20 protein-coding genes are annotated in these 23,874 nt (G+C 46.9%); 2 read left to right on the forward strand and 18 right to left on the reverse strand.

What is annotated here, in order from left to right:
• Nucleotides 1–128 precede the first annotated feature (128 nt).
• Genes DWX26_RS00560 through rfbC form a run of 9 tightly spaced genes read right to left on the reverse strand, consistent with a single transcriptional unit; the run spans nt 129 to nt 11,063 of the window.
• Nucleotides 129–2,333: a glycosyltransferase gene (locus tag DWX26_RS00560; protein ID WP_118600528.1), complete on the reverse strand. Its 2,205-nt coding sequence runs from the start codon at nt 2,331–2,333 to the stop codon at nt 129–131.
• 30 nt (nt 2,334–2,363) lie between these two features.
• Nucleotides 2,364–3,797 carry an ArnT family glycosyltransferase gene (locus DWX26_RS00565; RefSeq protein ID WP_118600530.1) on the reverse strand — a complete coding sequence of 478 codons (1,434 nt, stop codon included), beginning with the start codon at nt 3,795–3,797 and terminating at the stop codon, nt 2,364–2,366.
• Nucleotides 3,778–5,019, reverse strand: a complete 1,242-nt coding sequence (locus DWX26_RS00570) for a rhamnosyltransferase WsaF family glycosyltransferase (protein ID WP_022462974.1) — start codon at nt 5,017–5,019, stop codon at nt 3,778–3,780. The genes DWX26_RS00565 and DWX26_RS00570 overlap by 20 nt, the downstream gene beginning before the upstream one ends.
• Nucleotides 5,020–5,037: 18 nt before the next feature.
• Nucleotides 5,038–6,009, reverse strand: coding sequence for a glycosyltransferase family 2 protein (locus tag DWX26_RS00575; protein ID WP_022462975.1), 972 nt, complete (start codon nt 6,007–6,009; stop codon nt 5,038–5,040).
• 2 nt (nt 6,010–6,011) lie between these two features.
• Nucleotides 6,012–7,388, reverse strand: a complete 1,377-nt coding sequence (locus DWX26_RS00580) for a hypothetical protein (protein ID WP_118600532.1) — start codon at nt 7,386–7,388, stop codon at nt 6,012–6,014.
• A gap of 4 nt (nt 7,389–7,392) precedes the next feature.
• Nucleotides 7,393–8,316, reverse strand: coding sequence for a class I SAM-dependent methyltransferase (locus DWX26_RS00585; protein WP_055227563.1), 924 nt, complete (start codon nt 8,314–8,316; stop codon nt 7,393–7,395).
• 28 nt (nt 8,317–8,344) lie between these two features.
• Entirely contained in the window at nt 8,345–9,676 is a 1,332-nt protein-coding gene (locus tag DWX26_RS00590) for an ABC transporter ATP-binding protein (protein ID WP_117801715.1), read from the reverse strand.
• A 9-nt stretch (nt 9,677–9,685) separates the two neighbouring features.
• Nucleotides 9,686–10,486 carry an ABC transporter permease gene (locus DWX26_RS00595; RefSeq protein ID WP_055227566.1) on the reverse strand — a complete coding sequence of 267 codons (801 nt, stop codon included), beginning with the start codon at nt 10,484–10,486 and terminating at the stop codon, nt 9,686–9,688.
• A 16-nt stretch (nt 10,487–10,502) separates the two neighbouring features.
• Nucleotides 10,503–11,063, reverse strand: a complete 561-nt coding sequence (gene rfbC, locus DWX26_RS00600; RefSeq protein ID WP_022462980.1) for a dTDP-4-dehydrorhamnose 3,5-epimerase — start codon at nt 11,061–11,063, stop codon at nt 10,503–10,505.
• 305 nt (nt 11,064–11,368) lie between these two features.
• Between rfbC and DWX26_RS00605 the strand changes: the two genes are divergently transcribed.
• Nucleotides 11,369–13,318, forward strand: coding sequence for a sulfatase-like hydrolase/transferase (locus DWX26_RS00605; RefSeq protein WP_070103202.1), 1,950 nt, complete (start codon nt 11,369–11,371; stop codon nt 13,316–13,318).
• A 117-nt stretch (nt 13,319–13,435) separates the two neighbouring features.
• Here DWX26_RS00605 and DWX26_RS00610 read toward each other — a convergent pair whose 3' ends face one another.
• From DWX26_RS00610 to DWX26_RS00630, 5 genes are all read right to left on the reverse strand, one after another.
• On the reverse strand, nt 13,436–14,566 hold the full coding sequence (locus DWX26_RS00610) for an acyltransferase family protein (protein ID WP_055227568.1): 1,131 nt from the start codon (nt 14,564–14,566) through the stop codon (nt 13,436–13,438).
• A 95-nt stretch (nt 14,567–14,661) separates the two neighbouring features.
• A complete protein-coding gene (locus tag DWX26_RS00615; protein WP_022462983.1) occupies nt 14,662–15,000 on the reverse strand; it encodes an EamA family transporter in 339 nt (112 codons plus the stop codon).
• Complete coding sequence (locus DWX26_RS00620; RefSeq protein WP_118600534.1) at nt 14,993–15,343, reverse strand: EamA family transporter; 351 nt, start codon at nt 15,341–15,343, stop codon at nt 14,993–14,995. The genes DWX26_RS00615 and DWX26_RS00620 overlap by 8 nt, the downstream gene beginning before the upstream one ends.
• Before the next feature lie 16 nt (nt 15,344–15,359).
• A complete protein-coding gene (locus tag DWX26_RS00625) occupies nt 15,360–16,196 on the reverse strand; it encodes a hypothetical protein (protein ID WP_055227571.1) in 837 nt (278 codons plus the stop codon).
• Nucleotides 16,197–16,208: 12 nt separating this feature from the next.
• Nucleotides 16,209–17,276 carry a DUF6077 domain-containing protein gene (locus DWX26_RS00630; protein WP_118600536.1) on the reverse strand — a complete coding sequence of 356 codons (1,068 nt, stop codon included), beginning with the start codon at nt 17,274–17,276 and terminating at the stop codon, nt 16,209–16,211.
• A 199-nt stretch (nt 17,277–17,475) separates the two neighbouring features.
• Here DWX26_RS00630 and DWX26_RS00635 point away from each other — a divergent pair, with 199 nt between their 5' ends.
• Nucleotides 17,476–19,722, forward strand: coding sequence for a hypothetical protein (locus DWX26_RS00635; RefSeq protein ID WP_158580575.1), 2,247 nt, complete (start codon nt 17,476–17,478; stop codon nt 19,720–19,722).
• Between the two features lie 58 nt (nt 19,723–19,780).
• Here the strand turns inward: DWX26_RS00635 and DWX26_RS00640 are convergent, their stop codons facing one another.
• Genes DWX26_RS00640 through DWX26_RS00655 form a run of 4 tightly spaced genes read right to left on the reverse strand, consistent with a single transcriptional unit; the run spans nt 19,781 to nt 23,808 of the window.
• On the reverse strand, nt 19,781–20,761 hold the full coding sequence (locus DWX26_RS00640) for a glycosyltransferase family 2 protein (RefSeq protein WP_055219419.1): 981 nt from the start codon (nt 20,759–20,761) through the stop codon (nt 19,781–19,783).
• Between the two features lie 17 nt (nt 20,762–20,778).
• Complete coding sequence (locus DWX26_RS00645) at nt 20,779–21,654, reverse strand: LicD family protein (protein ID WP_055219421.1); 876 nt, start codon at nt 21,652–21,654, stop codon at nt 20,779–20,781.
• Nucleotides 21,647–23,044 (reverse strand): sugar transferase, encoded by a 1,398-nt coding sequence (locus tag DWX26_RS00650; RefSeq protein ID WP_117801720.1) that lies wholly within the window; start codon nt 23,042–23,044, stop codon nt 21,647–21,649. The genes DWX26_RS00645 and DWX26_RS00650 overlap by 8 nt, the downstream gene beginning before the upstream one ends.
• The gene (locus DWX26_RS00655; RefSeq protein WP_118600585.1) at nt 23,044–23,808 is read right to left on the reverse strand and encodes a glycosyltransferase family 2 protein; all 765 of its coding nucleotides are present in this window, start codon (nt 23,806–23,808) and stop codon (nt 23,044–23,046) included. Before DWX26_RS00655 ends, DWX26_RS00650 begins: the two co-directional genes overlap by 1 nt.
• Between the last annotated feature and the right edge of the window lie 66 nt (nt 23,809–23,874).

A 23,874-nucleotide genomic window follows, 5' to 3' on the forward strand; every position in this document is an offset into this window, starting at 1 on the left:
AAGTCGAACTTTCCTATAAGAAGTAAAGAATGGCATCGAAAACGCAACCGATTTCGATGCCATTTGGGTATAAAGCAGAGCTACCGCCAGAAATATTTGCTAGTGCGACAGCCCTTTTTGTTGCTTATTTATTTTCCAAGATACTGTTCTAAAATCTGTGGTTCGATTCTTTTCCAGTTTCTTTCCTTTACCGTCTCTTCTGCTCCCGTATCCAGTTTTTTCCTCAGTTCCGCATCTGTCAGAATACGCTCAATCGCCGCTTTTGCCTCCGCGAGATTTCCCTGCGGATAGAGAATACAGTTTTCCCCATCTTTTAGGTATTCCAGATTGCCACCGTTCGGCACAGCAACGACGTAGCCGCCGGACGCCATCATCTCAAGCGGCGGATAGGAAAAGCTCTCCAGCAGGCTTGTTTTCAGCAGAATATCACACGCCGCATAGACTTCCGGTGTTTTTTCATACGGAACCCGGTGTAAAAAGCGGTCCACGCGGTACCAGGATTTCGGATTTCCATTGTAGGACATGTACCAGATCTCGAATTTTTCCAGATCCAGCCGTTCCACGATACGGAAGCTCTCGTCCACGTTTTTATGCTCCGCGCTGCAGTCTCCCTCGATCAGAATCCGAATTTTTCCCTGCAGATCCCGCCCCCGTTTCGGATAGAAGGACGGATCGATGCCGTTCGGAAGATAGACTGCTTCGGTATGGTATTCCTCCCGCAGCCAGTTCTGACACCATTTGGAAATGGTTACGTACTCCATCGGGCTCCTCATCCGGTAAGTCGCCGAAGTTGCGATCCGGTACGGGCTTCCCGGCGGATAAAATCCAACTTCAAAATTCTGCACCAGATATTTTTTCTTTCGGATCTTACTGGACTGTTCGACGAACTCTGCGGTATTCCACATCGTCGCTACCGCAAGATCCAGCGTTCCCTGCAGTTTCTCTCGCTCGGCCGACAGCACCGGAAAATGGAAATCACCCTCATGATACCACTCCGCCTCCCCTTCCAGAGTAAAGAGGCTGACCTGCGCTCCTGCTTTTACCAGCATTTCCGCATGAAGAAGTGCAACGCGGATGCCTCCGCTGATCTCCATCGCTGGAAGCACAAAGGCACAGCGTAGATTCCAGTGGCGCTCCACCCACTCGCAAATCCCGGTGGCATGAAAGATTGTGACACACTCGCGGCTGCACCGGCCATATGCCCGTCCGGCAATGGCTTTTCGTGCCGGTTCGTCGTCGATCAGCCACTGCAGTTTTTCCAACCACTCCGCTTCGTCTCGGCAGAGTACGCCGTCTTCTCCATCCTGTACCATCTCAGCAAAAGCGCCGAGATTGCTGGCTGCTGTCACGGTCTGCACCAGAGCCGCTTCCACCCATTTATTTTCCGATTTCGCACGGTTAAAAATCGTATCGGTAAGCGGAGCCAAGTTGATATCCACCGACGCAATCCGCTCCGGCAGTTTTTGGTAATCGACAAATCCCTCCATCTGGATCTGGGAAGCAAACAGTTTCAGCTCCACCGGGAGTTCCAGAATTCCCACGATGAGGAGTTCCAGGTTCGGATTTTTGCCAAGCAGCTGTTTCAGCACCGGAACGATCATCTCGATGTCGTCCAGATGCGTCGCACTGCCGCTGAAATAGCCAAGGCGTACTTTTTTCGCCGTTCCATCTGCTTCGTTCTTTTTCTGTTTTTCTTTTAACACCGCCTCGGACAGTAGCAGCATCTCATCTGACGCACAGTTGCGGTTGATCAGCACCTCCGGTACGTACTGCTTCAGTTCTTCTGCCAGCGCCGCTGTCGTCGTAACCGCCGCATCACAGAGGGAAAGCAGCTCGCCCATGTTTCGGACATTCTGATCGTATGCCTGCCGTTCTTCCGGCTGCATCCGGTCGAGAAACGGAATCTGATCGGTGTATTTCGTATCGATCACAAGATCATCCACATCGTACCACAGAGGCTTGTTCATCTGCTTTGCCATTGTGGCAAATTCCCGCAGGGTGTCCGTCATCGGGCAGCGGAAAATCACGAACGCGCCGTAGCAGCGTACCATCCAGGGCTTCAGCTCCTGAAAATAAACCGTATCACACGTATATCCGCCTGCCTCCAGCTGCTCCATCTGATGCACCACGCGGTACCGGTGTGGATGCGGCAGCTGTTCATTGCAGCCACTGATAAAGAGAATATCCCGGTAGACCCGGGATTTTTCTCTCTGAAACTCTTTTTCTTTTTTTGCCCGCGCAAGGTACCCTTTCGTACGCCCAGCCAGACCGCCGATTCCTTCTTCTGCAACAGCTTTTTTTAATTTTGCTGTCAGCACTGAAATTTTTTCCAAACGTTTCACCGCTTTCTTTCTCTGTTCCGCTTACCGCAATCCGTAGTAGTTCTGCAAGTACATCGGATAGATGATTCTCGCCCAAGTGAATGCCGCTAATGCCGCTGCCGCCACACAGACCAGAATACAGAACAATTTTTCATACTTCTGTAGTTTTTTCTCCCGTTTCAGGAACGCCTGCACACCCTTCGTCACGAAATACATCAGCGGAATCAGCATCGGCATGCTGTATCGTCCCTGCGGCTGAAAATCAGAGCTGTAGGAATAATATGCATTCAGATAGTTTGGAATCAACAGTGCAAACACATTTGCCCAGGTAAACCATCCTGTTTTACTCCATTTTCTCTTTGTTTTACCAGCAATCGCCGTCTGTGTGCCATCGGCATTCCAGAAGAAAAAGTCTCTCTGGCAACAGTTCCGCATCAGAATGAGGCCGACGCCAAGACAGCAGAGGTATGGAACAATAATCATTTTGGAAAGATAAATCCTATTATAGCCAAAAGCACCGACAAAGCTGTACAGCACTGTCACAAGCCAGTCATGCTCCAGATAAACTGGTCTGTAGAAGATCATACATAGCATGGAGTCGCCTTTTTTCTGGAATGTTTTGCTGTTCGATGGCTTGTACTTAGCTCTCGCATACAGTTCCGCACACGCACTCGATGTCTCTCTTCCCAGAAAATCCCCGTGATAGAGAATTGCATTTCGAATAAACCACCACAAAGCAATGACACAGACGATCACAAGAATAAAAAGACCTTTCTGGATCATCTCTTTCCAACGCTCTTTTGGTGCCTTTTCCTGATCGGTCAGCATCGTTCCCACAAAGAAGAAAAATGTCGTCAGGATAAATCCATACGCATTGTAATACGACAGGAAACAAAGGCCCATTCCAATGGCAGACACTGCACAAGTTGTCCAGTTCCATCCTTCCTTATACGCCTTGACCCAGGAATAAAAAATAATAGCCGTTGAACACATGGCGAGCGCATCGCAGTTGACGTAAGAATACAGAATCACATTTCCCGGCAGAAAGACAACCAGTGCAGTAAACATCCATGCATACCGCCTCGGAAACAACAATTTTGCTGCCTTCAACACAACCCATGCCATCAACGCTCCAAGCAGTACATTAACAAACCGGGCGGAAAGCAGCAGCATCCATTCATTTGTTGTAAAAAGACTCATGCCTTTCATCAGAACGGCTGATGCCATGTAAGAAAGGATGGGATTAAACGCATAGGAGGTTCCCCAGTCCTCATTCCGGATCAGTGGATCATCTCCGCGCGGAAGACTTCCGTGTTCATAGATAAACTGTGCAATCTGATAGCGCATTGATTCATCCGCCGAAAAATTGTATCGCTGCGTACAGGACCATAAAAAGTAAAACAGGAATACACCGAACACAAACAGAATTTCTATTCTGTGTTCTCTGCTCACATCCTTACTGCAGTTTTTTCTCATCTTCTTCAATTCCCTTTAACATGCTTGCATAAACTTTTTCTGCTTCTTTGTACCAGGAGGTTCCCTTTACGAAATCCATTCCCTTTTTGCGGATTGTAGCCAGCTCATCCGGGTGGTTGAAGTAATATTCCATTCTGTCTGCGATCTGGATCGGATCATAGTCAACCAGAATGGAGTTTTCCTCATTTACCATCCAGCTGCTGTTTGCACCCTTGGAGCAGACAGCGACCGAGTTGCAGGCCATAACCTCGAACGGTACGAGGGAAAGGTTGGTATTCGAAATAACAAGGCACATATCACAGATCGCATAGGAATCTGCCAGCACCTGCGGTGTTACGATACCTAAATTTCTGTGTTTGAACGGAATCTCATAGCCGCTGACATCCCATCCCGCGAAAACAACCTCGATCTCTGGCATTCTGCGGCACAGCTCATTGAGTGCCAGCATACCGAGCTCGAAATCACGTCTCGGGGTAACCGGGCGCGCATAGAAAAAGACTCTCTTTTCGTTGTCCGGTTTTTCTTTCGGCTGATATACTTTGTCATCGTAGGAGAAATGGAAGCTGTCTGCCTGCATGCCGTACTCATTTCTCATGATGTCTCTTAACCAATCACCTGCAGTGATTCCGCGGAATCCCATCTTATAGGTGTTCTCAGCAAATTCATACTCGGAACCGTGTGCATAGAAATGCGGCTCGAAATCCTGTACGAAGTAAAACTTCGAAATCGTATTCTGGAATTTTCTTACGTAGTAAGCGGTGGTCCAGGAGGTTGCTACGGTTGCATGTGCAAATTTCATCTGGGATACATCGCAGTAAACTTCTACTTCCGGCACAAGAAGCGGGAAGTACTCTTTTAGGAATTTGCGGATGGACGCATTATCCTGAAAATTCGGGGACATGTAGAGATAAACTCTACTGTGGAAACCGAGGCGCTCCAGGTTGGAAATAAAACGGAAAATGGTGGTATGACCGCCGGAACCAGGTCCCATTTCCGGTACAACCCAATTCAGGATCTTTTTCTTGTCGTTTTTATGTTTCTCATACTCTTTTTGATTGAACGGGATCGGATCGTTGTCTACGACAAATCTGTAAAATCCGATGACGTTGTTCTTCGGCGGTACAGCCGGCTCATTGCCCTGTTTTGCGCGCTCAATCGTTTCTTTTAATCCATGATTCTTCAGATACCGTAACGCACGGTATGCTACATTTGGTTTTTTCACGTTTCTTTTTCCTTTCTTCTATGCATGTCTCTGATCGTACTGCTGCGAAATGTGACGATCCAGGAACTGTTGTTTCCGTTTGGAATACAGATGGTATTTTCCGCCGAGATAGCCGCCCACAAAGCGGTCAAAATTGCGAAACAGGGAATAAAATGCCCAGTGGATTTTCTCTTTTTTACTGAGCGGCTGCTGACGGATATACACACAGTCCCCTCTCACCTGCCGGTACAGCATGCCCGGAAGCTGCGTCCATTTCTGTGCAATCATATACTGATGAACTTCATATAATCCCTTCTGCTCATCATAATACCGTTTGAAATACGTTCTGAGTTTGAAATTGTGGGAATGATATACTGGCGCATACGGGCAGTATACTTTTTTGAATCCGAGTTCAATCATCTTTCTCGCCCAGATCTGATCCTCGGCAAAGTTGACATCCTCATACGGATATTTTTCAAAAATATCTCTTCGGATACAGGAGTTATTGTCGGAGAAAAACGCCAGATAATGACGATATCCTTCTTCTCTTTCGTAGCGTTCCGGATCATCAAGGTGGAAAATCGTATTAGTTTCTCCAAATCCTTTAAAATGGCCGTCCAGATCACGCTTGTCAAGCAGATTGCAGTCCGGATACGGATAATGAATCCCGAATCCTCCCACGATTTCCGGGTCCATCTTCATGGCATCAATGAAATTCTGCAGCCAGGTATCGGTCGCTGGAAGCGCATCCTGCGTAATAAAGATGATATACGTTCCGTTTCCTTTGGAAGCACCATAGTTTCTCGTTTTTCCATGTCCAAATTCGGACGGCTCAATCTGAAACAAACGGCATGGATATTTGCGGATCACATCGAGAGTTCCGTCCTTTGACCCGGAATCCACGCAAATTACTTCATATTCATACTCTGTCTTCTGTTTGAAAACGGCATCCAGCACTTTTTCAAACAGATGCCCACCATTTTTGGTAGGAATGACAATGGATACATCCATAGTTATTTACTCCTTTTTATCACATGCTGCACTTTATCTGCCATACGCACAACCTTACGCTGGCGCATCCGCTCCAGCTCTTCCTCCAGAAACTGCTTCTGTTTTCTCGTTTCCTGGAGTTCTTCTTCCCTGTGTGCAAGTGCCGCTTTTTCTGCTTCGATTTCTGCCTGCAGCTGGCCTTTCCGATAAATCTCCCCGTTCAGTTCATCCCTCAGATCTTTATTCTGACGGATATATTGAATAAACTGGGACGTAACGCCATCGCCTTTGTAGTAAATCCGGTAATCAATCCGGATCTGTTCATAACCGGCATTCCGGAATTTCAGAACCGGCGTTCCAAGGAAATAATAGTCGTCGATAATCTCAAGCTCGGCGTTGTGCGAAAAAGCGATACGTTCCGTCTTTCCATCGCTGCATACGCCCGCGAGAGAACGGATTTTAATGACAGCCCCCTCCTGCATCAGCTGAAGGGAAAGCTCTCCGTCCGCGTCTGCCTTTTCAAGCATCATCACCTTCTGCTCATCCAAGCCGAAGCAGTCCTCATAATAGAGTTCTCTCTCCTCCGGTGCTGTTTCGGTGAGCACAACCGGGTACATCATTTTTTCTTTTTCCCAGATAGAAAGCGGATAATTGTGCCGGTGCAGTTTTCCATAGAACGTGGCGAGCGCATTTGGCTCACCCTTTCCGGCCGCGAATTCCTGGAAGCACTCTTCCATATGGTAGTATACCGGAATCTCTTCCATGGAAATACCGCCAATGGCGTACAGTTCTTCCTGCTCTTCCTTCGTCAGTGCACTCGCCGCCTCCTGTAAAAAGACGCTCCGCGCATAGATAAATGCAATCGGTACGGCAAACGGGAATACCCACTCGTAGTCTGCCACCCAGACCTTTTCTCCATCCAGAAGAAGGTTGCCCGGAATCATGTCAATATTGGAAATCTCCGCTGCGGCAAGTCCTTCTTTCAATGCCGGATGGCCGAACACCTCACAGAACGCATCGGTTTCCACAAAGGATTTCTGCCCTTTTGCCGATGCAATGATCTGATACAGCAGTTCATAATCCTTTTTCAGCGATGCAAAATCTTTTTCTTTTCCATGACGGGAAATGCGCGTTTCCAGACTTTCCCCTTCTACAAAAGGAAATGCAAGCGCGCATTTTTCTTCATCCAGTTCGCATGGGCAGATCTGTACGCCCGCATAGGCGTACAGATGCTCCAGCTTTCTATAGTTTTCATACATATGCCGGATGTGGAGTTCTCCCTCTTTCTGCAGCGGAAGCTTCCACACACGTCGGATCCCATCCTCTTCTGTAATCCGGGTCATAATCTGAAATTCGTTCCGACGTTCTCTCGAAAATTTCGTATACAGAACTTTCCTCATACGTTTACTCCTTTTTCTCCACTTCAATCAGAAAGGAATTGGAAAAAACCGGAAACAGACCGGACTTCAGGATTCCGTCAAATGCTTTGCCTTCGTCAAAAAGTGTGATCCTGTCAGCATCAAAATTCCGCTGATTTTTTCTCAATTCACCCGGCTTCGGCAGATATTCATCCGAATAAATGACCGCCGGAAATTTGTAATCCGGATAGGGATAATAAAACTTGAACTTCGAAAAACCGTTTTCCTGCAGCATCTGCTCCAGCTCCGGTTTGCTGAATGTCTCGACAAAATCGATCCCCGGATATCCTTCAATTCCGACAAATTCCCGGCCCACATGGTCTTCCCTGCAGCCGGCAAAATACTTCAGTCCCAGACGGTTCTCAATCGCAATCAGGATTTTTCCGCCCGGTTTTAAGAGACGATTGATCTTTTCCAGATATTCCGGATACGGATTATCCTTTCCAATATAGCTTTTTGCATACTCCAGAACACCGATCAGTGTCACGTAATCGAAGCGTTCTTCCATTTTTTCTGCAACAACATTAAAGTTTCCAACCATAATCTCCAGGTTGGACGCATCCTGATTTTTGTAGGCATTGATCGTACTGCGCCGCTTCGACAGATCGTTTGCCACTACCCGCTTTGCATTTCTGCAGAGCACGCCGGAAATGGCTCCGCAGCCGGCTCCGACTTCAAATACGGAAGCATCGTCTTTCCACTCATACCAGTCCAGAATATTTTCCCGTTCCGGAGAGAGATGATAAAAAATCGGCCAGCTTTTTTCTGTGAGGATTACCTTCTGGTAATCCTCTTTCGGCGTCGTCTTGACGATCTCCAGCAGCCGGTCCTCAATGCTGCCGTCGCTGTAAGCATCTTCGCCGTCATAATAATCCAGGTTCAAAAGAACATTTCCTATTGTTTCTTTCATATAACCCCCGTCGTTTATCCTCCGCATCCTACTCGTAGGTCACGGTAGAGTTCATATCAAAAAATCCTACGGTGTCTTTCATGGAGAAGACTTCCAGGAAGCAAGCATCGTACAGTCTGTGGTGGATCACCAGCTCTTCCAGATGGTAGCTGGTACATCCAAACGACATCAGATACTGTCCGCTCTGCAGCGGCATGATCTGGTCAAAGCATACCGTGACGGTCTTTCCTGCTTCCACCACGTCTTTTGTGTAATCCTCCAGCGCCGTATTCGTTCCGGTAATCTCCGTTCCCTTCCGGTCTTTGATCGAAAAGGCAAAAATCGGATGCTCCATCGTTTCATGGAACTTGATTTTCATCTTGATGCGGAATCTCTGGTTTTTATCCACAGAAGATGTAATCATACCTTTGTGGTCGATAATCGCAAAGTCCACGATCTCCGCAGCCTTGTCTCCATACTCTACCAGCTGCGCATTCGCAATCAGGCGTTCTCTCCAGAGGCCTTTTTTCGGCTTTTCTGCCGATACGGCACCGGATGCATCTGCTTCGGTTCTCTCTTCGGTCTGTTCTGCACTCTCTTCGGTCTCTTCCTCTTCTTTTGTCTCGTCATCGTACTGGTTGGCAAGAATCTTCTTGTAGACATCGACTGCCTCCGACGATTTTCCAACCATCACCTGTTTTCCTTTGTTAATCAGAAGACATCTCTCACAGTACTTGATGACGCTGCCCATATCGTGGGAAACGAAAAGGATCGTTTTTCCTGCTTCTTTCAGATCGTTAAATTTCCGGTAACACTTGGACTGGAAGAAAATGTCTCCGACGCTTAAGGCCTCATCGACAATCAGAATATCCGGATCCACATTGATCGCAACCGCGAAGGCAAGGCGGGCAAACATACCGCTGGAATACGTCTTAACCGGCTGATTGATAAAGTCACCGATCTCTGCAAACGCAATGATATCGTCGAGCTTTGCCTTCATCTCCTCCTCGGTATAGCCAAGCATCGTTCCGTTCAGGAAAATGTTCTCAATACCGGTATACTCCATGTTAAAGCCTGCACCCAGTTCCAGAATGGCACTGACTCTTCCCTTTAACTCCACGTTTCCGCTCGTCGGGTTTAAGACACCTGTGACGATTTTCAGCAGTGTGGATTTTCCGGAACCGTTCGTTCCAATGATACCGACACACTCGCCCTTATGCACCTCAAGTGAGATATCCTCCAGCGCAAAATGATCGGTGTGATAGTTTTTATGTGTCAGTGAAAGCGATTCTTTCAGACGGTCCATCGGCTTTTCAAACAGCTTGTAGACCTTGCTGACATGGTTAATTGAAATTACTGTTTCTGTATTTTCTGTGCTCATTCCATCCTCCTATAATACATCTGAGAAATGAACCCGGAGGCGCTTGAACACTTTGGAACTGATTAGTCCTGCCATAAGCACAAAAGCCCAGAAGTAAAGGGTGTGCCATGGATGCTCGAAGAACCAGAGTCCATTCATAAAGCTGTCACGATATCCCTGGACAATATAGTACAGAGGATTCAGCTTCAGAAGGCTGTTCAGCCAGTTCGGAATATTCGGAATTGTTGTGGTATCCCACAGAATCGGGGTTGCCCACATGCCGACATTCAGAATTACATTGATAATCTGGCCGAAATCGCGGAAAAACGGTGTGATGGAACAGGTCAGATAGGAAAGTACAACGACGAGACAGATCACCGCAAAGGTATAGTACCCGATCTGGATAATCTGAACCGGCGGAAGTTTTCCCATCAGTGCAAAAATCAAAATAGCAAACACAATAAAGAACAGATGTACAAACAGGGAAGAAATCACCTTCACAATTGGAAGCACACTGATCTTAAATACAACCTTCTTTACCAGGTAACTGTATTCCAGCAGACAATTTGACGCACTTGGCAGTGCATCAGAAAAGAAGAACCACGGAATAATACCGGAAACCAGCCAGCAGATATACGGATATCCAGTGGCAGCTGGCTGTACACGCAGTCCGAGCTGAAACACGACAAAGTAAACAGCAACCGTCACCATCGGCTGAATGAATGCCCATACGATGCCAAAATACGCTCCGGCAAATTTGTTGCGGAAATCATTTTTCGACAGTTTCCAGATCAGTTTCCGGTTCTGATAAAGTTCTTTGAATACGTTCATAAATGTTTTTTACTCCTTATTTCTTTAAATCCTTAATTCCGCCCCATTTATGATCTTTTTCCGAAATAATCAGATCTTCTTTTGTCATTCCTTCCGGCATCGGCCACTCCACGCCGATCTCCGGATCGTCAAAATACAGACCGCCTTCATCGTTTGGATGATAGAAATCCGTACATTTATAAGCAAATTCTGCGTAGTCAGAGAGTACGATAAATCCGTGTGCAAAATTCTTCGGAATAAAGAACTGTTTCTTGTTTTCTGCTGAAAGCAGCACGCCGAACCATTTTCCGTAGGTTTTGGATCCCTCGCGAAGGTCAACTGCAACATCGAATACTTCACCGTTTACCACGCGTACCAGTTTGTCCTGCGGGTAATTGATCTGGAAGTGAAGTCCGCGCAGGACACCTTTTTTGGATGCAGACTGGTTATCCTGTACGAACTGGACATCAATGCCGGCTTCTTTAAAATCATTGTAATTGTATGTCTCCATAAAATATCCGCGCTCATCGCCGAATACGGTCGGGGTAATTACTTTTAATCCTTCAATTTCACAAGATTCTACTTTAATTTTTCCCATTTTTCTTTCCTTTCTCTTCTCCACAAAAATGTGAACAGATCTTTTTTTGACCTCTTTTGTGTCTACAATCTTTGCTATTATACCATTCTTTTCTGAGAAACTCAAGAACCCATTTTCACGCCCGCCCCGCCGCTTTTTATGTAAATTCCCGGATTTTCATTTTCCACTCGTATTTTTTAAGAAAATACTATTTTTTTCGTAAAGTTTCTGTTATAATATCGTAAGTTCCCAGTTATATTTTATACCTAACGCTACCTGTTTGTTACCTATTATAAAACACTAAAGAAAACTGGAGGTTATTTACTGTGTCTCGCAAAAAAGTACAGCATGTTGGAAAGATACTTTTTTCCATTCTTTCCGTTCTGTTAGGATTCCTTGGGATCCTTCTTTTTACGTCTTCCCGCTGGATGCTCGCGACCTGGGCGCATCTTGATATGGAAGAACTTGTTTATCACTTAAAGGCACCCCTTGAGGGTACCAGCAAGGATGTGCTCTGGAGTTACGTCTGGTCCTGCGGCATGATCTCTTTTGCCGTTCTTGCTATTCTGATCGCGCTTTTTATTATCCTGCGCCATCGGAAGAAAGTGGAAATCATTCTCGGTTGCATCTGCATTGCCCTGGGAATCGCTCTTTCTTCCTATTCTCTTTATAATGTCTGGACGACGCTGGATATCGATACTTACCTGCACATTCAGAACAGCTACAGCACTTTGATCGAAGATAATTACGTCAATCCGTCCCAGACAACGATTACATTCCCGGAAAAGAAACGGAATCTGATCTATATTTATCTGGAATCAATGGAAAGCACCTATTCTGATAAAAAAGACGGCGGTGCTTACGACCACAATTTTATTCCCGCCCTGACTAATCTTGCCCTGGACAATATCAATTTTTCCAACTCCGACAAGCTGGGCGGCGCTTATCCGACAACCGGAACCACCTGGACCATGGGCGGTCTCTTTGCACAGACTTCCGGTCTTCCGCTGAAGCTTTCGATTCAAGGCAATGAGATGGCTTATCAGGACAGCTTTTTTCCGCAACTTTCAACACTTGGCGACGTTCTCAATGAAGCCGGCTACAAACAGTACTTTATGATGGGTTCCGATGCCGCATTCGGCGGACGGAAGAATTACTTCACTTCGCACGGTGATTATGAAATTGACGATTACTACTGGGCGATCAGCGAGGGACTGATCCCGGAAGGCTACTACCAGTGGTGGGGCTATGAAGATGCCAAACTGTTTGAGTATGCAAAAGATAAACTGACGGAGATTTCCAAGAATGACGAACCGTTCAACTTCAGTATGCTGACTGTTGCCACCCACTTCGAGGACGGCTACAAATGTGACGAGTGTGATGAAAAGCAGTACGGAGATGACCACTACGGTATGGTGATTGACTGCTCCAGTTCCCGTGTCAGTGAGTTTATAGACTGGATCAAGGAACAGCCTTTTTATGAAAACACGACTATAATTCTTTCCGGTGATCATCTGACCATGGACTCTGATTTTTGTGAAAACATCGATGAAGATTATCAACGTTCTACTTATAACGCTATTTTAAATTCACCCATTCTTCCGGTTCATGAAAAAAATCGGATTTTCACCACGATGGATATGTTCCCAACTACTCTCGCAAGCCTTGGAGCTGTCATTGACGGTGACCGTCTTGGACTTGGTACGAATCTTTTTTCAGACAAGCCTACACTTGCCGAAGAACTTGGCTTCGATGAACTGAATCGCCAGCTCTCTATGGGCTCCCGATTCTTCGATGAACTTGATGCTGATCTTACCCCCGTCTGGGTCGGCGATGGCGAATATCAGAAATTTTATATTAAGGAAGAAGATCGATTTGCCAATAACGAATGGGTAACTTACAATCCACATCAGCTCTGGGCTGACGGTAAGCAGTCTTATTTTATTGATAAGGACGGCCACGCGGTTTCCGGCTGGCAAAAGCTTGAGGATGGGAAATGGTATCATTTTTCCGAGTCGGATTACCATCTCATCGAGGGTCCTTGCGATACAAATCCTGAATTGGAAGAGGAAACACCCGACTCCACTTCGGTAAGTGACATTTCCTCCGCTTCTTCTTTTACAGAAAACGATTTGGATTCCACAGTCGAAAGTTCTTCTTCTGGAATAGATGAGGACGATTTCTCTGAAAATGAGGATAATTCCAAAACCATCAGACATCTAGGCTCTTCTGCGGAAGATGATCCTCACGACCTGTCTCCTATCGATTATCAATAAAAATTTGATAACGATTCAGATCTATGCAATATAAAATAAAATCCCGCAGAAAAAGTTTTCATTTCTTTTTCTGCGGGATTTTTATTTTGCAAAATATTTAAAGCAGTATACGCTTAACTATTGTCTTACGTACAAAAATATGTTTTTTCCCATTTTTTTCACCTGTGTAAGGATCCACTGGATCAGTAAGGCAACAAAAATCGCTGCTAATAAATACAGAATTTTTGTCTGTTCTACGTCCTTCGGCATATAATACCACCAAATATCACTTTTACATCTTGACCAGTCAAACTTCAAAAACAGCTTTGTGCCATTCGCAATTGTTCCGAAAGCAACTTTTACAAGTAAAAAACCCAAAAACTGATTTTCCATAATCGAAAATGTGTTGTCTGCAAGAAGATTAATCCACTTTTTTCTTCCAAATACTGGTTCCATTATCGTTGCAATCCGCATCCAAAGTGCAATTCCCAAAAAACCAATAATAATTGGCATGACCGGTCCTTGATTAAAGTCATTGCACCACGCTGGCGTATAAGCCAACCTAGTTTTATAATGAAGAAAAATCATAAGTTTTGCAGCAAACACAATCGCAAAATACACTACAGATGGAATCCTGTCCACATATTTCTCCAGTATCTTTTTATAAAAAATACCCATTGCATAAAACGGAGCAAAATACAGAATTCTGACCACTGTCAGCCACCAGCTGGTGCGATATTCCATAATCGCCAAAAAATTGCCGCCCATTCCAATAAGTACTGCCCCTGCAAAAAATATCCATTCCGGTATCTGCCATCCTTTTCGCTTAAAAAATGCCCGAATCATACAATTTAATATTTCTACCATAAACAAGGGCACAATATACCAGCCGGCCATATTAAGGACAAACTGATGCCCATCGTTTAAAGGTGAAATCAGAATATTGTGCAAATTAAATTTTCCACCGATTTGAAAGCCCCACCGATGTAATAACCTGACAAGCAGCCCATACGCAATCGTATACCCATACATTGGAAGTATCAGGGTACGAAGCTTTTTACAGACATATCTCCCCGGTCGTTTCAGTGCTGCATCTTTAAAAAAATATCCTGAACAAAAAGTAAACAGCGCCAGATGGATTCCCTCATACGGAAACCATTGCGCAAAGTCCAAAGAAATTCCACCACCATCACAATGTCCCGCAACAACCATCAGAATCGCCACAGCATATAATATCTTAAAACGATAATCTATTTTTTTCTTATTCATAATCAAAAGCCGTTCGTTTGTTGTACGCAGACCCCCTATTTCAAAGGACAAGGACTGCTTAGCTGATATCGCTTTCTTTCCATCATCGGAACGTTTTACGGCAATGTATACACCAGTACTCCCAGGATAATAATCAGATTCCCAATCAGCTTTCCTTTTGATACCTTTTCTTTCAAAACGCCAAAGGAAAGCAGCAGGACAAAGACGTACGTAAAGGTATCCAACACCGGACCGTATTTCAAATCTACCTGTGTGTAGGCATACGTATTTAAAAGAAGTACACTGCCAAAAATCAGATACGCCACAATCACGCGCCAGTTCAGATACTCGCGAAGTGCAGATGCATGCTCCTCGTTGGCGCTTTGTTTCAGCAGAATCTGTGATACTGCGGAAAACATTGTACAGATCAGCATTAAAATCATATATTTATTCATATCGCTGCACCACCATAACTCCCACCAGCACAATCAGAAGGCCGATGATATTTTTTACCGTCAGATTTTCATGAAAAATGAGCACGGCCCAGATCTGGGACCAGATCAGATAGACGCTGCGGTTTGCATATGCGGTTGACAAAGAGAATTTTTTGATTACCTTCTGCCATGCAATAGCGTAAATGCCACAGTTTGCAACCATCAGAAATAAAAATACATATAATAGAGGATTTTTGATTCCTCCCCGGTTCAGCTGAACCGATGCTGCTTTCGAGAACACACTCGTCAGAGAAAACAGCAGGATATTCAGGTGCAGCTGAATATAATTTTTTGCCTTATTCAAAAACAAGTCCTCCTTCTTACTTTTCTTCCACGCGGAAAATGATATGCCCTTCTACTTCTCTTACCGGGATGCACCCCGCTGTTTCCACATAGGATACTGCCGCTGAACTGCTCGAAAGTACAATATACTCTGCATTCATTTCCCTAAGACTTCTGTAAAATTCTTTCTGATCCAGCGACAGATCCATCTGTGTGATAATCTGAAGGATCTTTGTTTCGTCTTCAATTTCCTGCTCGGTCAGTGCATCGGTTGATACCGTATTGGAGCCCTGATAGGTCAGAACCATATCGCGGTCCAGAACCAGTTCAAACGAAGCATCATACTGCCGCACGATCAGGTTGAAATCCGGTTCAAAGACAACTCTTACGGTTCCCTCTCCCGCTTCTTCGTGCAGCACCGTACAGACGGCCAGAAGATCATCTGGCATCTTGTACTGGTTATCCGGCAGCTTCGGCAGTCCGCCAGCCAGTACGGAATTTCCGCCAAAACAGATGACCGCTGCCAGCGCAGCCGCGGTCAGATACCGTCTCCAGCCTTTTTTCTGCCCGCCCACAACTTTCGTGCAGGCATATCCGATGGTCAGTACCATCGGCAGAATCCAGAAAAACCGGTAATAGACATTGACCATTCCAAGTTTTCCCAGGATATATTTCACCGCAAATGGATTGTATACCGTAAAGGCCAGAAAAACAGCGGTTGTTACGAACACATACCGCTCTTCCTTTTTTCCTTTTAAAGCGAGATACAGCACCGACAGCAGAAACAGCGTCAGTACGGTTGTGTTTCCTCCAAACGTCACAAAGACCTGTCTCACAAAATCGAGGCCGCTCTCATTCAGATTTATTCCGCCCACATTTTCTCCTTTCTACCGCACAACCGGAATCTGCAGGATACCGCGCACACCAAGGAGATAGACCCCAAGCACCAGCACACACGGCAGCACAGCAAGCAGATAGAGCCTGCTCTGTCCCCAGCGTTTTTTCCGCACAAGATTCGGCAGAATCACAGCACTCATGGCCACCGGTACAGTCATCATGGATGACATCGTAAGGTCAATCGCAGCGACGCCTGTCATGAAAAACAGCAGCCAGACTCTCTTTCCGTTTTTCTCCTGATACATGCGCAGACCAAGATAAAACAGAAACGGGAGGATGATATTGCACAATACGGCCTTTCCCTCGTATCCCCTCGTCAGCAGGAACGACGCATTCGAAAAGATCGTATGAAAATTCAGATTCACAACACTAATAAAGCACAGGAGCACCCATACCATCTGTTTTTCTTTTAACAGCGCCTTTCCGATCTGTGCATAGACGAGATAACTTAAAACTACCGTCATCATACAGAGAATCACCTTCGTCACTACGAGCGGATGAAGGCCCGTTAAACGGCACAGTACTGCATTTGCTGCCGGATACATGCTGAACACATAACGGATGTTAAAAAAATCCAGTGCTTTTCCTGTATATGGGTCAAAGCTGCTGATGGAATCTGTCGCAAGGTTCGTTGTCACACTTCCCACATAATACGCTGCATCCGCACTGCCGTTTTCCTGCAGTGCAGCAACAAAATACAGCTGGATTCCAATCAGCACCAGCATCACATAAAAAGCCGCCGTCTTTCCTCTCCAGAAACCGCCGCTTCTTTTTCCCCACTCTCTCCACATTCCCAGATGAAGACAGATGGAAGCAATTACAAGGACAGCCACAACAGCAGCCCATACCCATGCGAGCAGATGCAGCTTTGCACCGAGCACCATCATCGGCACAGAAATCAGTTCAAATAAGAAGTAATATGCAATAAAGCCAAACAGCACAGTTTCACCCAGATGTCCGCTCTCATACCTGTTTTCTCTGATAAAAAAAGAACCCAGGCAGCAGAACACTGCGAGCATTCCCAGAAACAGTGCCGGCATTTTTAATAAGGTAATCATGTTTGGTTCCTTTCTTTTCCTTACATTCCCAATCCCACTCATTCTAACATGATGCCCTGTCTGCGTCAAGTAATCGAAATTCTAATAAACATTGACTTTTCCCTGAAATTTTGTATAATTGTGATGTTGAGCGCTTATTTTCCACCCGGCTGTTTTACTTTTTGTTTTAATGATATATGTTACGAAAGGAGCCATTGATATGCCTTTTTCCCGGCATACCCGCAGATCCGTGTTTTCCATCGGCGCGGCATCCCTTGCCGCTGCTTTTCTTTTTCTCACCCCGGAAAACACACATGCGGCTGATACTACAGCAAAAATTCACATTCTGACACTCGGCAGCGGCTCCAATGCCATCGTTCTGGAAAGTGTAGACGATAATGGCCAGAAAATTTTCGGCATGGTAGACTCCGGCGAGGACTGGGATTACCCTGACGGATCTGATCCGCGTTATCCGCTGCGCAGCGGCATCACAACGTCGACCGGCTACGACGATGAGGTACTCTCCTACCTGGACTCCCTCGGTGTCACCTCCGATAATCTGCAGTTTTATGTTGCAACACATCCGCACAGCGACCATATTGGAACCGGCGATACCATCGTGCGGCTGTATTCCCCCGACCGGGTTTATCTGCTCCCGTATGATGACAGTTATATCTATAATACTGCGCGTCTCTGGGACAATCTTTATGTCTACGACCAGCTTCTTACTGCTGTAGAAGAGACTGAAGGTGTGACCCTGATCCAGCATCTGAATCCCGGTGCCGCCTCCGCAGAAGAAGGATCTCCTGATTTTGCTTTTGGAAATTTCCAGATCCAGATTGTCAACTACGAGGAAGATTATCTCACAAGTCCAAAAGAGGACGCCAACCAGTTCTGTCTTGGTGTAATTGCCTCCGCAAACGACCACCGCGCTTTTCTGACGAGCGATATCGACGACATCGAGGGCGATGCCAGCCGGATTGTTTCGAACTACGGGCTGTACAGCATTGATCTGATGACTTCCAATCATCACGGATATCCGAATGCTGTCGATGCAGACTATCTTGCTGCCGTCAACCCGGAATATTTTATCCAGACCGGTGACTTCCGTATTATGGATAACGATACCGTCGAGACCCTGACCTCTCTGGGGCTGCGCGTATTTTCCACGACAGAATATTCCGGCGATCTTCCGGCAGTCATTGCTGACTTTTCCGGTTCCGCGGTCACTTCCAACGTGGATGATACCTATGAAATTTACCGCGGCCGTTCTTCCAAGCTCGTTGCTTATCATGACGGCATCCCGTACAGCGGATTTTTCACCCGCGGCGGACAGAAATATTATGCAGACAGCAGCCATCTTCTCGTATGCTCCACTTCCTGGCGCGACACAGAAACGGGCATCGAATATACCTCCGATGAAAACGGCGTGATCACAAACGAACGCCACGTCATCGGCTGGGTAAAACGGGATGGAAAATGGTATTACTACAACGATGATGAAACACCGTATACCGGCTGGCTCACCCTCGACCACAAAACGTATTACCTCGGCGCGGACGGCGTTATGGCAACAGGCTGGCTTCTGCTTGATGGAGATTACTATTATTTTTCCGGCAGCGGTGAGATGCAGACCGGATGGCAGTTTATCAGCAACAACTGGTACTATCTCGCCAAGGATACCGGTATTATGTATTCGTCCGGATGGCACGCTGATCCGGAGACCAAAACGATGTACTATTTTTACACATGGGGAGGTGCCGCACGCAATACGACACTTACCTTAAACGGTTACCGCGTCAAATTTCTTTCCTGGGGCGGTATTTCCGGCAGCACCTGGCTGTACCATGACGGTGCCTGGTATTATGTACAGAAATATTCCTGCGTAACCAATGGCTGGTATCAGATCGATGGCGCCTGGTATTTTATGAATGCGGACGGTTCCCTGAAGCAGAACGAAAGTTTCCTGTATGACAACAATCTCTACTTTGTAAATAAGAGCGGAAAAATGTATCAGAACCAGTGGCTGAAATGGGATGGAAACTATTATTATCTCAGAAGCTGGGGCGGTGCCGCACACGAAGGCTGGCTGCTGCTTCAGAATAAATACTATTATATTAATGAGGACTGTACACGGAAAACGGATGAAGCCTTTACGTATGATAACAATCTTTATTTTGTTGATGAAAACGGCGTCATGCCGGCAAACCAATGGGTGATCCGGGACGGTGTCTGGTACTTTACCTACAGCTGGGGCGGTGCGAGAAAATCGCAGTGGTTCTATTATAAAAACAACTGGTATTACTTCAACGATGATGCTTCCATGCAGACCGGCTGGGCAGAAATTGACGGAAAAACATATTATTTCCAGAGCTGGGGCGGATGCGTCACCGGGACGAAAAAAATTGACGGAACAACGTATGTGTTTGATAAAAACGGTGTTCTGCTTTCCGAAAAAGAAAGCTAGAAAAATCCATATAAAAATGCGGCAGAAACGAAAATCTCATTCGTTTCTGCCGCATTTTTTATAAATTTCTTTTCCGGAACAGTGCACGAACGCACTGCCGGTAAATTCCGGTTCCCAGAAACAGGGTCAGATAGGCGATTTTCCGCCCATTCGTGAAGTGATCGCCTTCCAGTACCAGAAGCGGATGCTTTTTAAGCTCTTTTGCCAGCCTCTTCGCAAGCGCCTTTTTCTCCGCGTCCATGGTTTCCAACAGCATCAGCTTGTCCAGCACGAAAAACCGCGCCCAGCAGCAGCGCACACCTGCTTCTTTTTTCAGCGCCGGGTGGCGTTCTTCCACGACATTCTGATTATGATCCCATACTTCCACCGAACCCAGATCTGACCAGCGAAAACCGCTTGTCGTGAGGCTTTCGCGCCGGTGCACATAATAGTATTTCTGTGCTGTGGAAAAGGCCACCTTCCGGCAGTGCTCCATTAACGGAACGATGACGTATGCATCCTCGGCGATTGTTTTCTCCGGATAGACAACGCCCTCGAAAATCTCTCTCCGATACAGCTTGCCCCACGGCATCACGCCGAACACGCGCGCCTTCATCACCTGGCGCAGTCCCTCCTCGCTGTCGGTCACAGATTCGATTCCCTCCTGTTTCAGATCCGGCACCGGCCTTCCTTCATAGAGATCGTATCCGCGGCAGATACTCATTTCGGCATCATATTTTTCCGCCAGACGATACAGTGTTTCCAGAAGATCCTCCGCTGCGAAATCGTCGCTGTCCACAAACGTGATATAACGCCCCTCTGCAAGCGCAACGCCCGCATTCCGCGCCGAACTGACGCCGCCGTTCTCTTTTTGGTGATAACGGATCCGCGCATCCTGTTCTGCGTATGTCCGGCAGATTTCACTGCTCTTGTCGGTGCTTCCATCATCTACAAGAAGCAGCTCCCAGTCCGTAAAAGACTGGGAGAGAATGGAATCCACACATTTTTTTAAAAATTTTTCTGCCTGATACACCGGGGTAATGATTGAAATTTCCGGCATTGTTTTATCCTCTTTCTTTATTTCTTACAGCAGTAGTGTATCCCCTTATACTGCTCATACGGATGATCGAGATCCAGAAACGCCGCATCGTGGTGGCCTTTCTGCTGTTCTTTCGGCGGCAGTTTCATATAATCGCCGAACGCCATGCGCAGATATGTGTCATATCCGACCGGAATCGGCAGGCGCTCGTTCTCGAACGGAACCTCAATCGCCGATGCAAAAATCTTTTTCGGATATTTCCGGAGAATCGCCTGCGGTGCGCACATCTCGGTGATGCCGTCCACCCGTGGGCTGTCGATATCAAATTTTGTAATATAGTTCTCTGCCTGCTTCCAGATCCGGTACCGCATCTTCTGCGTCGGAGCCAGCGCCAGCAGAATCGTTCCCAGGTAATGCATAAACGCGCCGTGGCGTTCTTTGGTCGGAATAACCTGCGTGCAGAAGAGCTGGAAAATCTTTCCCTCGATCACCTGCCATTTCCGCGCAAGGTTTCCCGGTGCATAGCCCTCGATCGGGAGAATATCAAGCGCAACGCCGTGGCAGAGATCCATATCGACCTGCTCCTTTTTCACCTGCGTGGTGCGGCTGTCGCGGATGTTCGCAAACGTGTGCGCATTGCAGAAGCCCTCTTTCGGGTACTCGAGCTTGTAGATTTTACTCTCCTCCTGCGTATCCCAGATTTTCAGGAACTTCTCGTAATCTTTCCGCGGCATGAAAAAGTCGAGATCATCGTCCCACGGAATAAAGCCGCCGTGGCGGATTGCACCGATACAGCCGCCGCCGCAGAGATAACAGGTCAGATGATTTCTCTGGCACCAGTGGTAAAACATAACGGCCATTTCCAGATTTTTTTCCTGCAGCCGGCGCAGAATTTCGTCCTCGGTATTAAACATCTTTTTTCTCCTCTTCCTTCGCGTTCAGGCTGATCGTCTGTCCTTCCTCGAGCCCTTCTGTGCTCTCCTTTGTGAAGACAATCTTAAAGGTTGCAAGAATCAGCTTCAGATCCTCTAAAATCGAATAGCTCTCTATGTACATCAGATCCAGCTTCAACTTGTCGTATGCGGTCGTGTTGTACTTTCCGTAAATCTGGGCGTAGCCGGTAAGGCCTGCCTTTACTTTCAGACGGTAAGCAAACTCCGGAATCGATTCCTCATATTCCTTTGCAATCTCCGGCCGCTCCGGGCGCGGTCCGACGACGCTCATATCGCCCTTGAAAATGTTCAGAAGCTGCGGCAGCTCATCAATTCTCGTCGCGCGGATCACCTTCCCGACCGGCGTAATGCGGCTGTCGTTCTTCGTTGCCAGGCGGGCTACGCCGTCTTTTTCGGCATCCACGATCATGCTTCGGAATTTGTAGACATAGAATTCTTTTCCGCCGATCGTGAGACGTTTCTGTTTAAAGAACACCGGGCCATGGTCATACAGCTTGATGCAGAGCGCTGCGATCAGCATAATCGGCGACGTGATCACAAGAAGAATCGTCGATACGAGCAGATCCAGCAGGCGCTTGCAGAATCTCTGATCAAACGAAAGACCACTGTTTCGCGCGAGCAGAAGCGGTGTATCGAAAATATGGAGCGCTTCCGCTTTCCGTACCATAATATCCGACAGCTTCGGCGTCAGATAGACACGGATTTCTTTCGCATAGCAATATTTCAGCAGACGGTTGCGCAGCTCCGAATGAAGATCGCCAAGGATCACACCCTCCTGACCGTATGTGTCAATCTGGCGGCAGAGCTCTTTCTCTCCCACTTCCGTGCTCACCTTATGTGCTACAATATACTTGTCCGGCCGCTGGTTCATCTTCAGCTCCAGGCTTTCCATCGGGTATTCACCGTAAATCAGAAGCACCTCTCTTGGCGGAAAGAGACGCGCAAACGTCTTCTCAAAAAGCCAGGATACAATGCCTGCCAGCGCAAAGTCCACGAGTGTCATGCCGACCATCGGCAGAATGTACGGCAGGTGGCGCCACAGCAGGATAATCTGCAGATACATCAGCGCATTGGCACAGAATGCCGTCATCATCTGGGAATAGATGATGCTGCTTCCCTTCATGTAGCCGATCTTCATGCCGCCGTAAATGTACATGAAAACCAGAAGAAAAATGCCGTAGATCACGACGATAATCTGATTTCCCTTATCCCAGAACGGCTCCAGCCACAGGTGGCTCGCATAGTATCTGTCCCAGAACACAGAAAAAACAGCGCATTCCAGAAGCACAATCGCCGCGACCGCCAGGACACGCATCAGATGTTTGTACTGTTCCCTGTTTTTATAGTTCATCAACCTCTTCCTCTCTTTTTGCCCTTACCGTAATACTTCCGCACACCGTTTACCGCATAGCACGCAAAACAGTACAGGGAGCGGAACGTTCCCATTCCCAGCTCGCGGTAAACACGGTAAGTCATTCCTGCAGAATGCAGTTTATTCCCCGATTTTCCTGTGCTGGACAGCCGGTATTTCAGCAAAGGCTCATCCACACCGCAGGCTTTCCCGTATTTTTTCAGGATCCGCAGCCAGTCCAGATAATCCTCGTGGCACTCGTCCTTTTCCATCGGGAATTCCAGCAGAACGCTTCTTTTGGCCAGTACCGACGAGCAGCCGATCACGTTGCCGCGCAGCAGCATTTTGTAGGTGATCCGCTCCGGGACAGAAAAAATCTTCTGCTTTTCCGGTTCCTGATCGTAAATCAGCTCCCGACCCGTACAGCAGAGCACATCACCGGTCTTTGCAAGGGCTTTTTCCTGCTTTTCCAGTTTTTCGGGATCCCAGTAATCATCCGCGTCCAGAAAGGCAATGTAATCGCCCTTTGCGAGCTGTACACCGCGGTTTCTGGATGCGGATGCTCCTTTGTTTGTCTCATTCCGGATATACCGTACCCGGTCATTTTCTCCGTAACGCCCCATCTTTTCCATCGTATCGTCCGTGGAATGGTCGTCGATCACCAGGATTTCCAGCGGGGTTTTTGTTGTCTGGCAAAGGACTGAGTCGATTGCCTGAAACAGTGTTTCTGCACCGTTGTACGAAGGGATTACTACTGAAATCATGTATTTTCCTCTCTTACTTTGTCTGCTGCATCTGTTTTTTAAATTTTCCAGCAGCAAACCTCCTAC

The sequence above is a fragment of the Blautia sp. AF19-1 genome (assembly GCF_003479155.1).
GTDB lineage: Bacteria > Bacillota > Clostridia > Lachnospirales > Lachnospiraceae > Fusicatenibacter > Fusicatenibacter saccharivorans.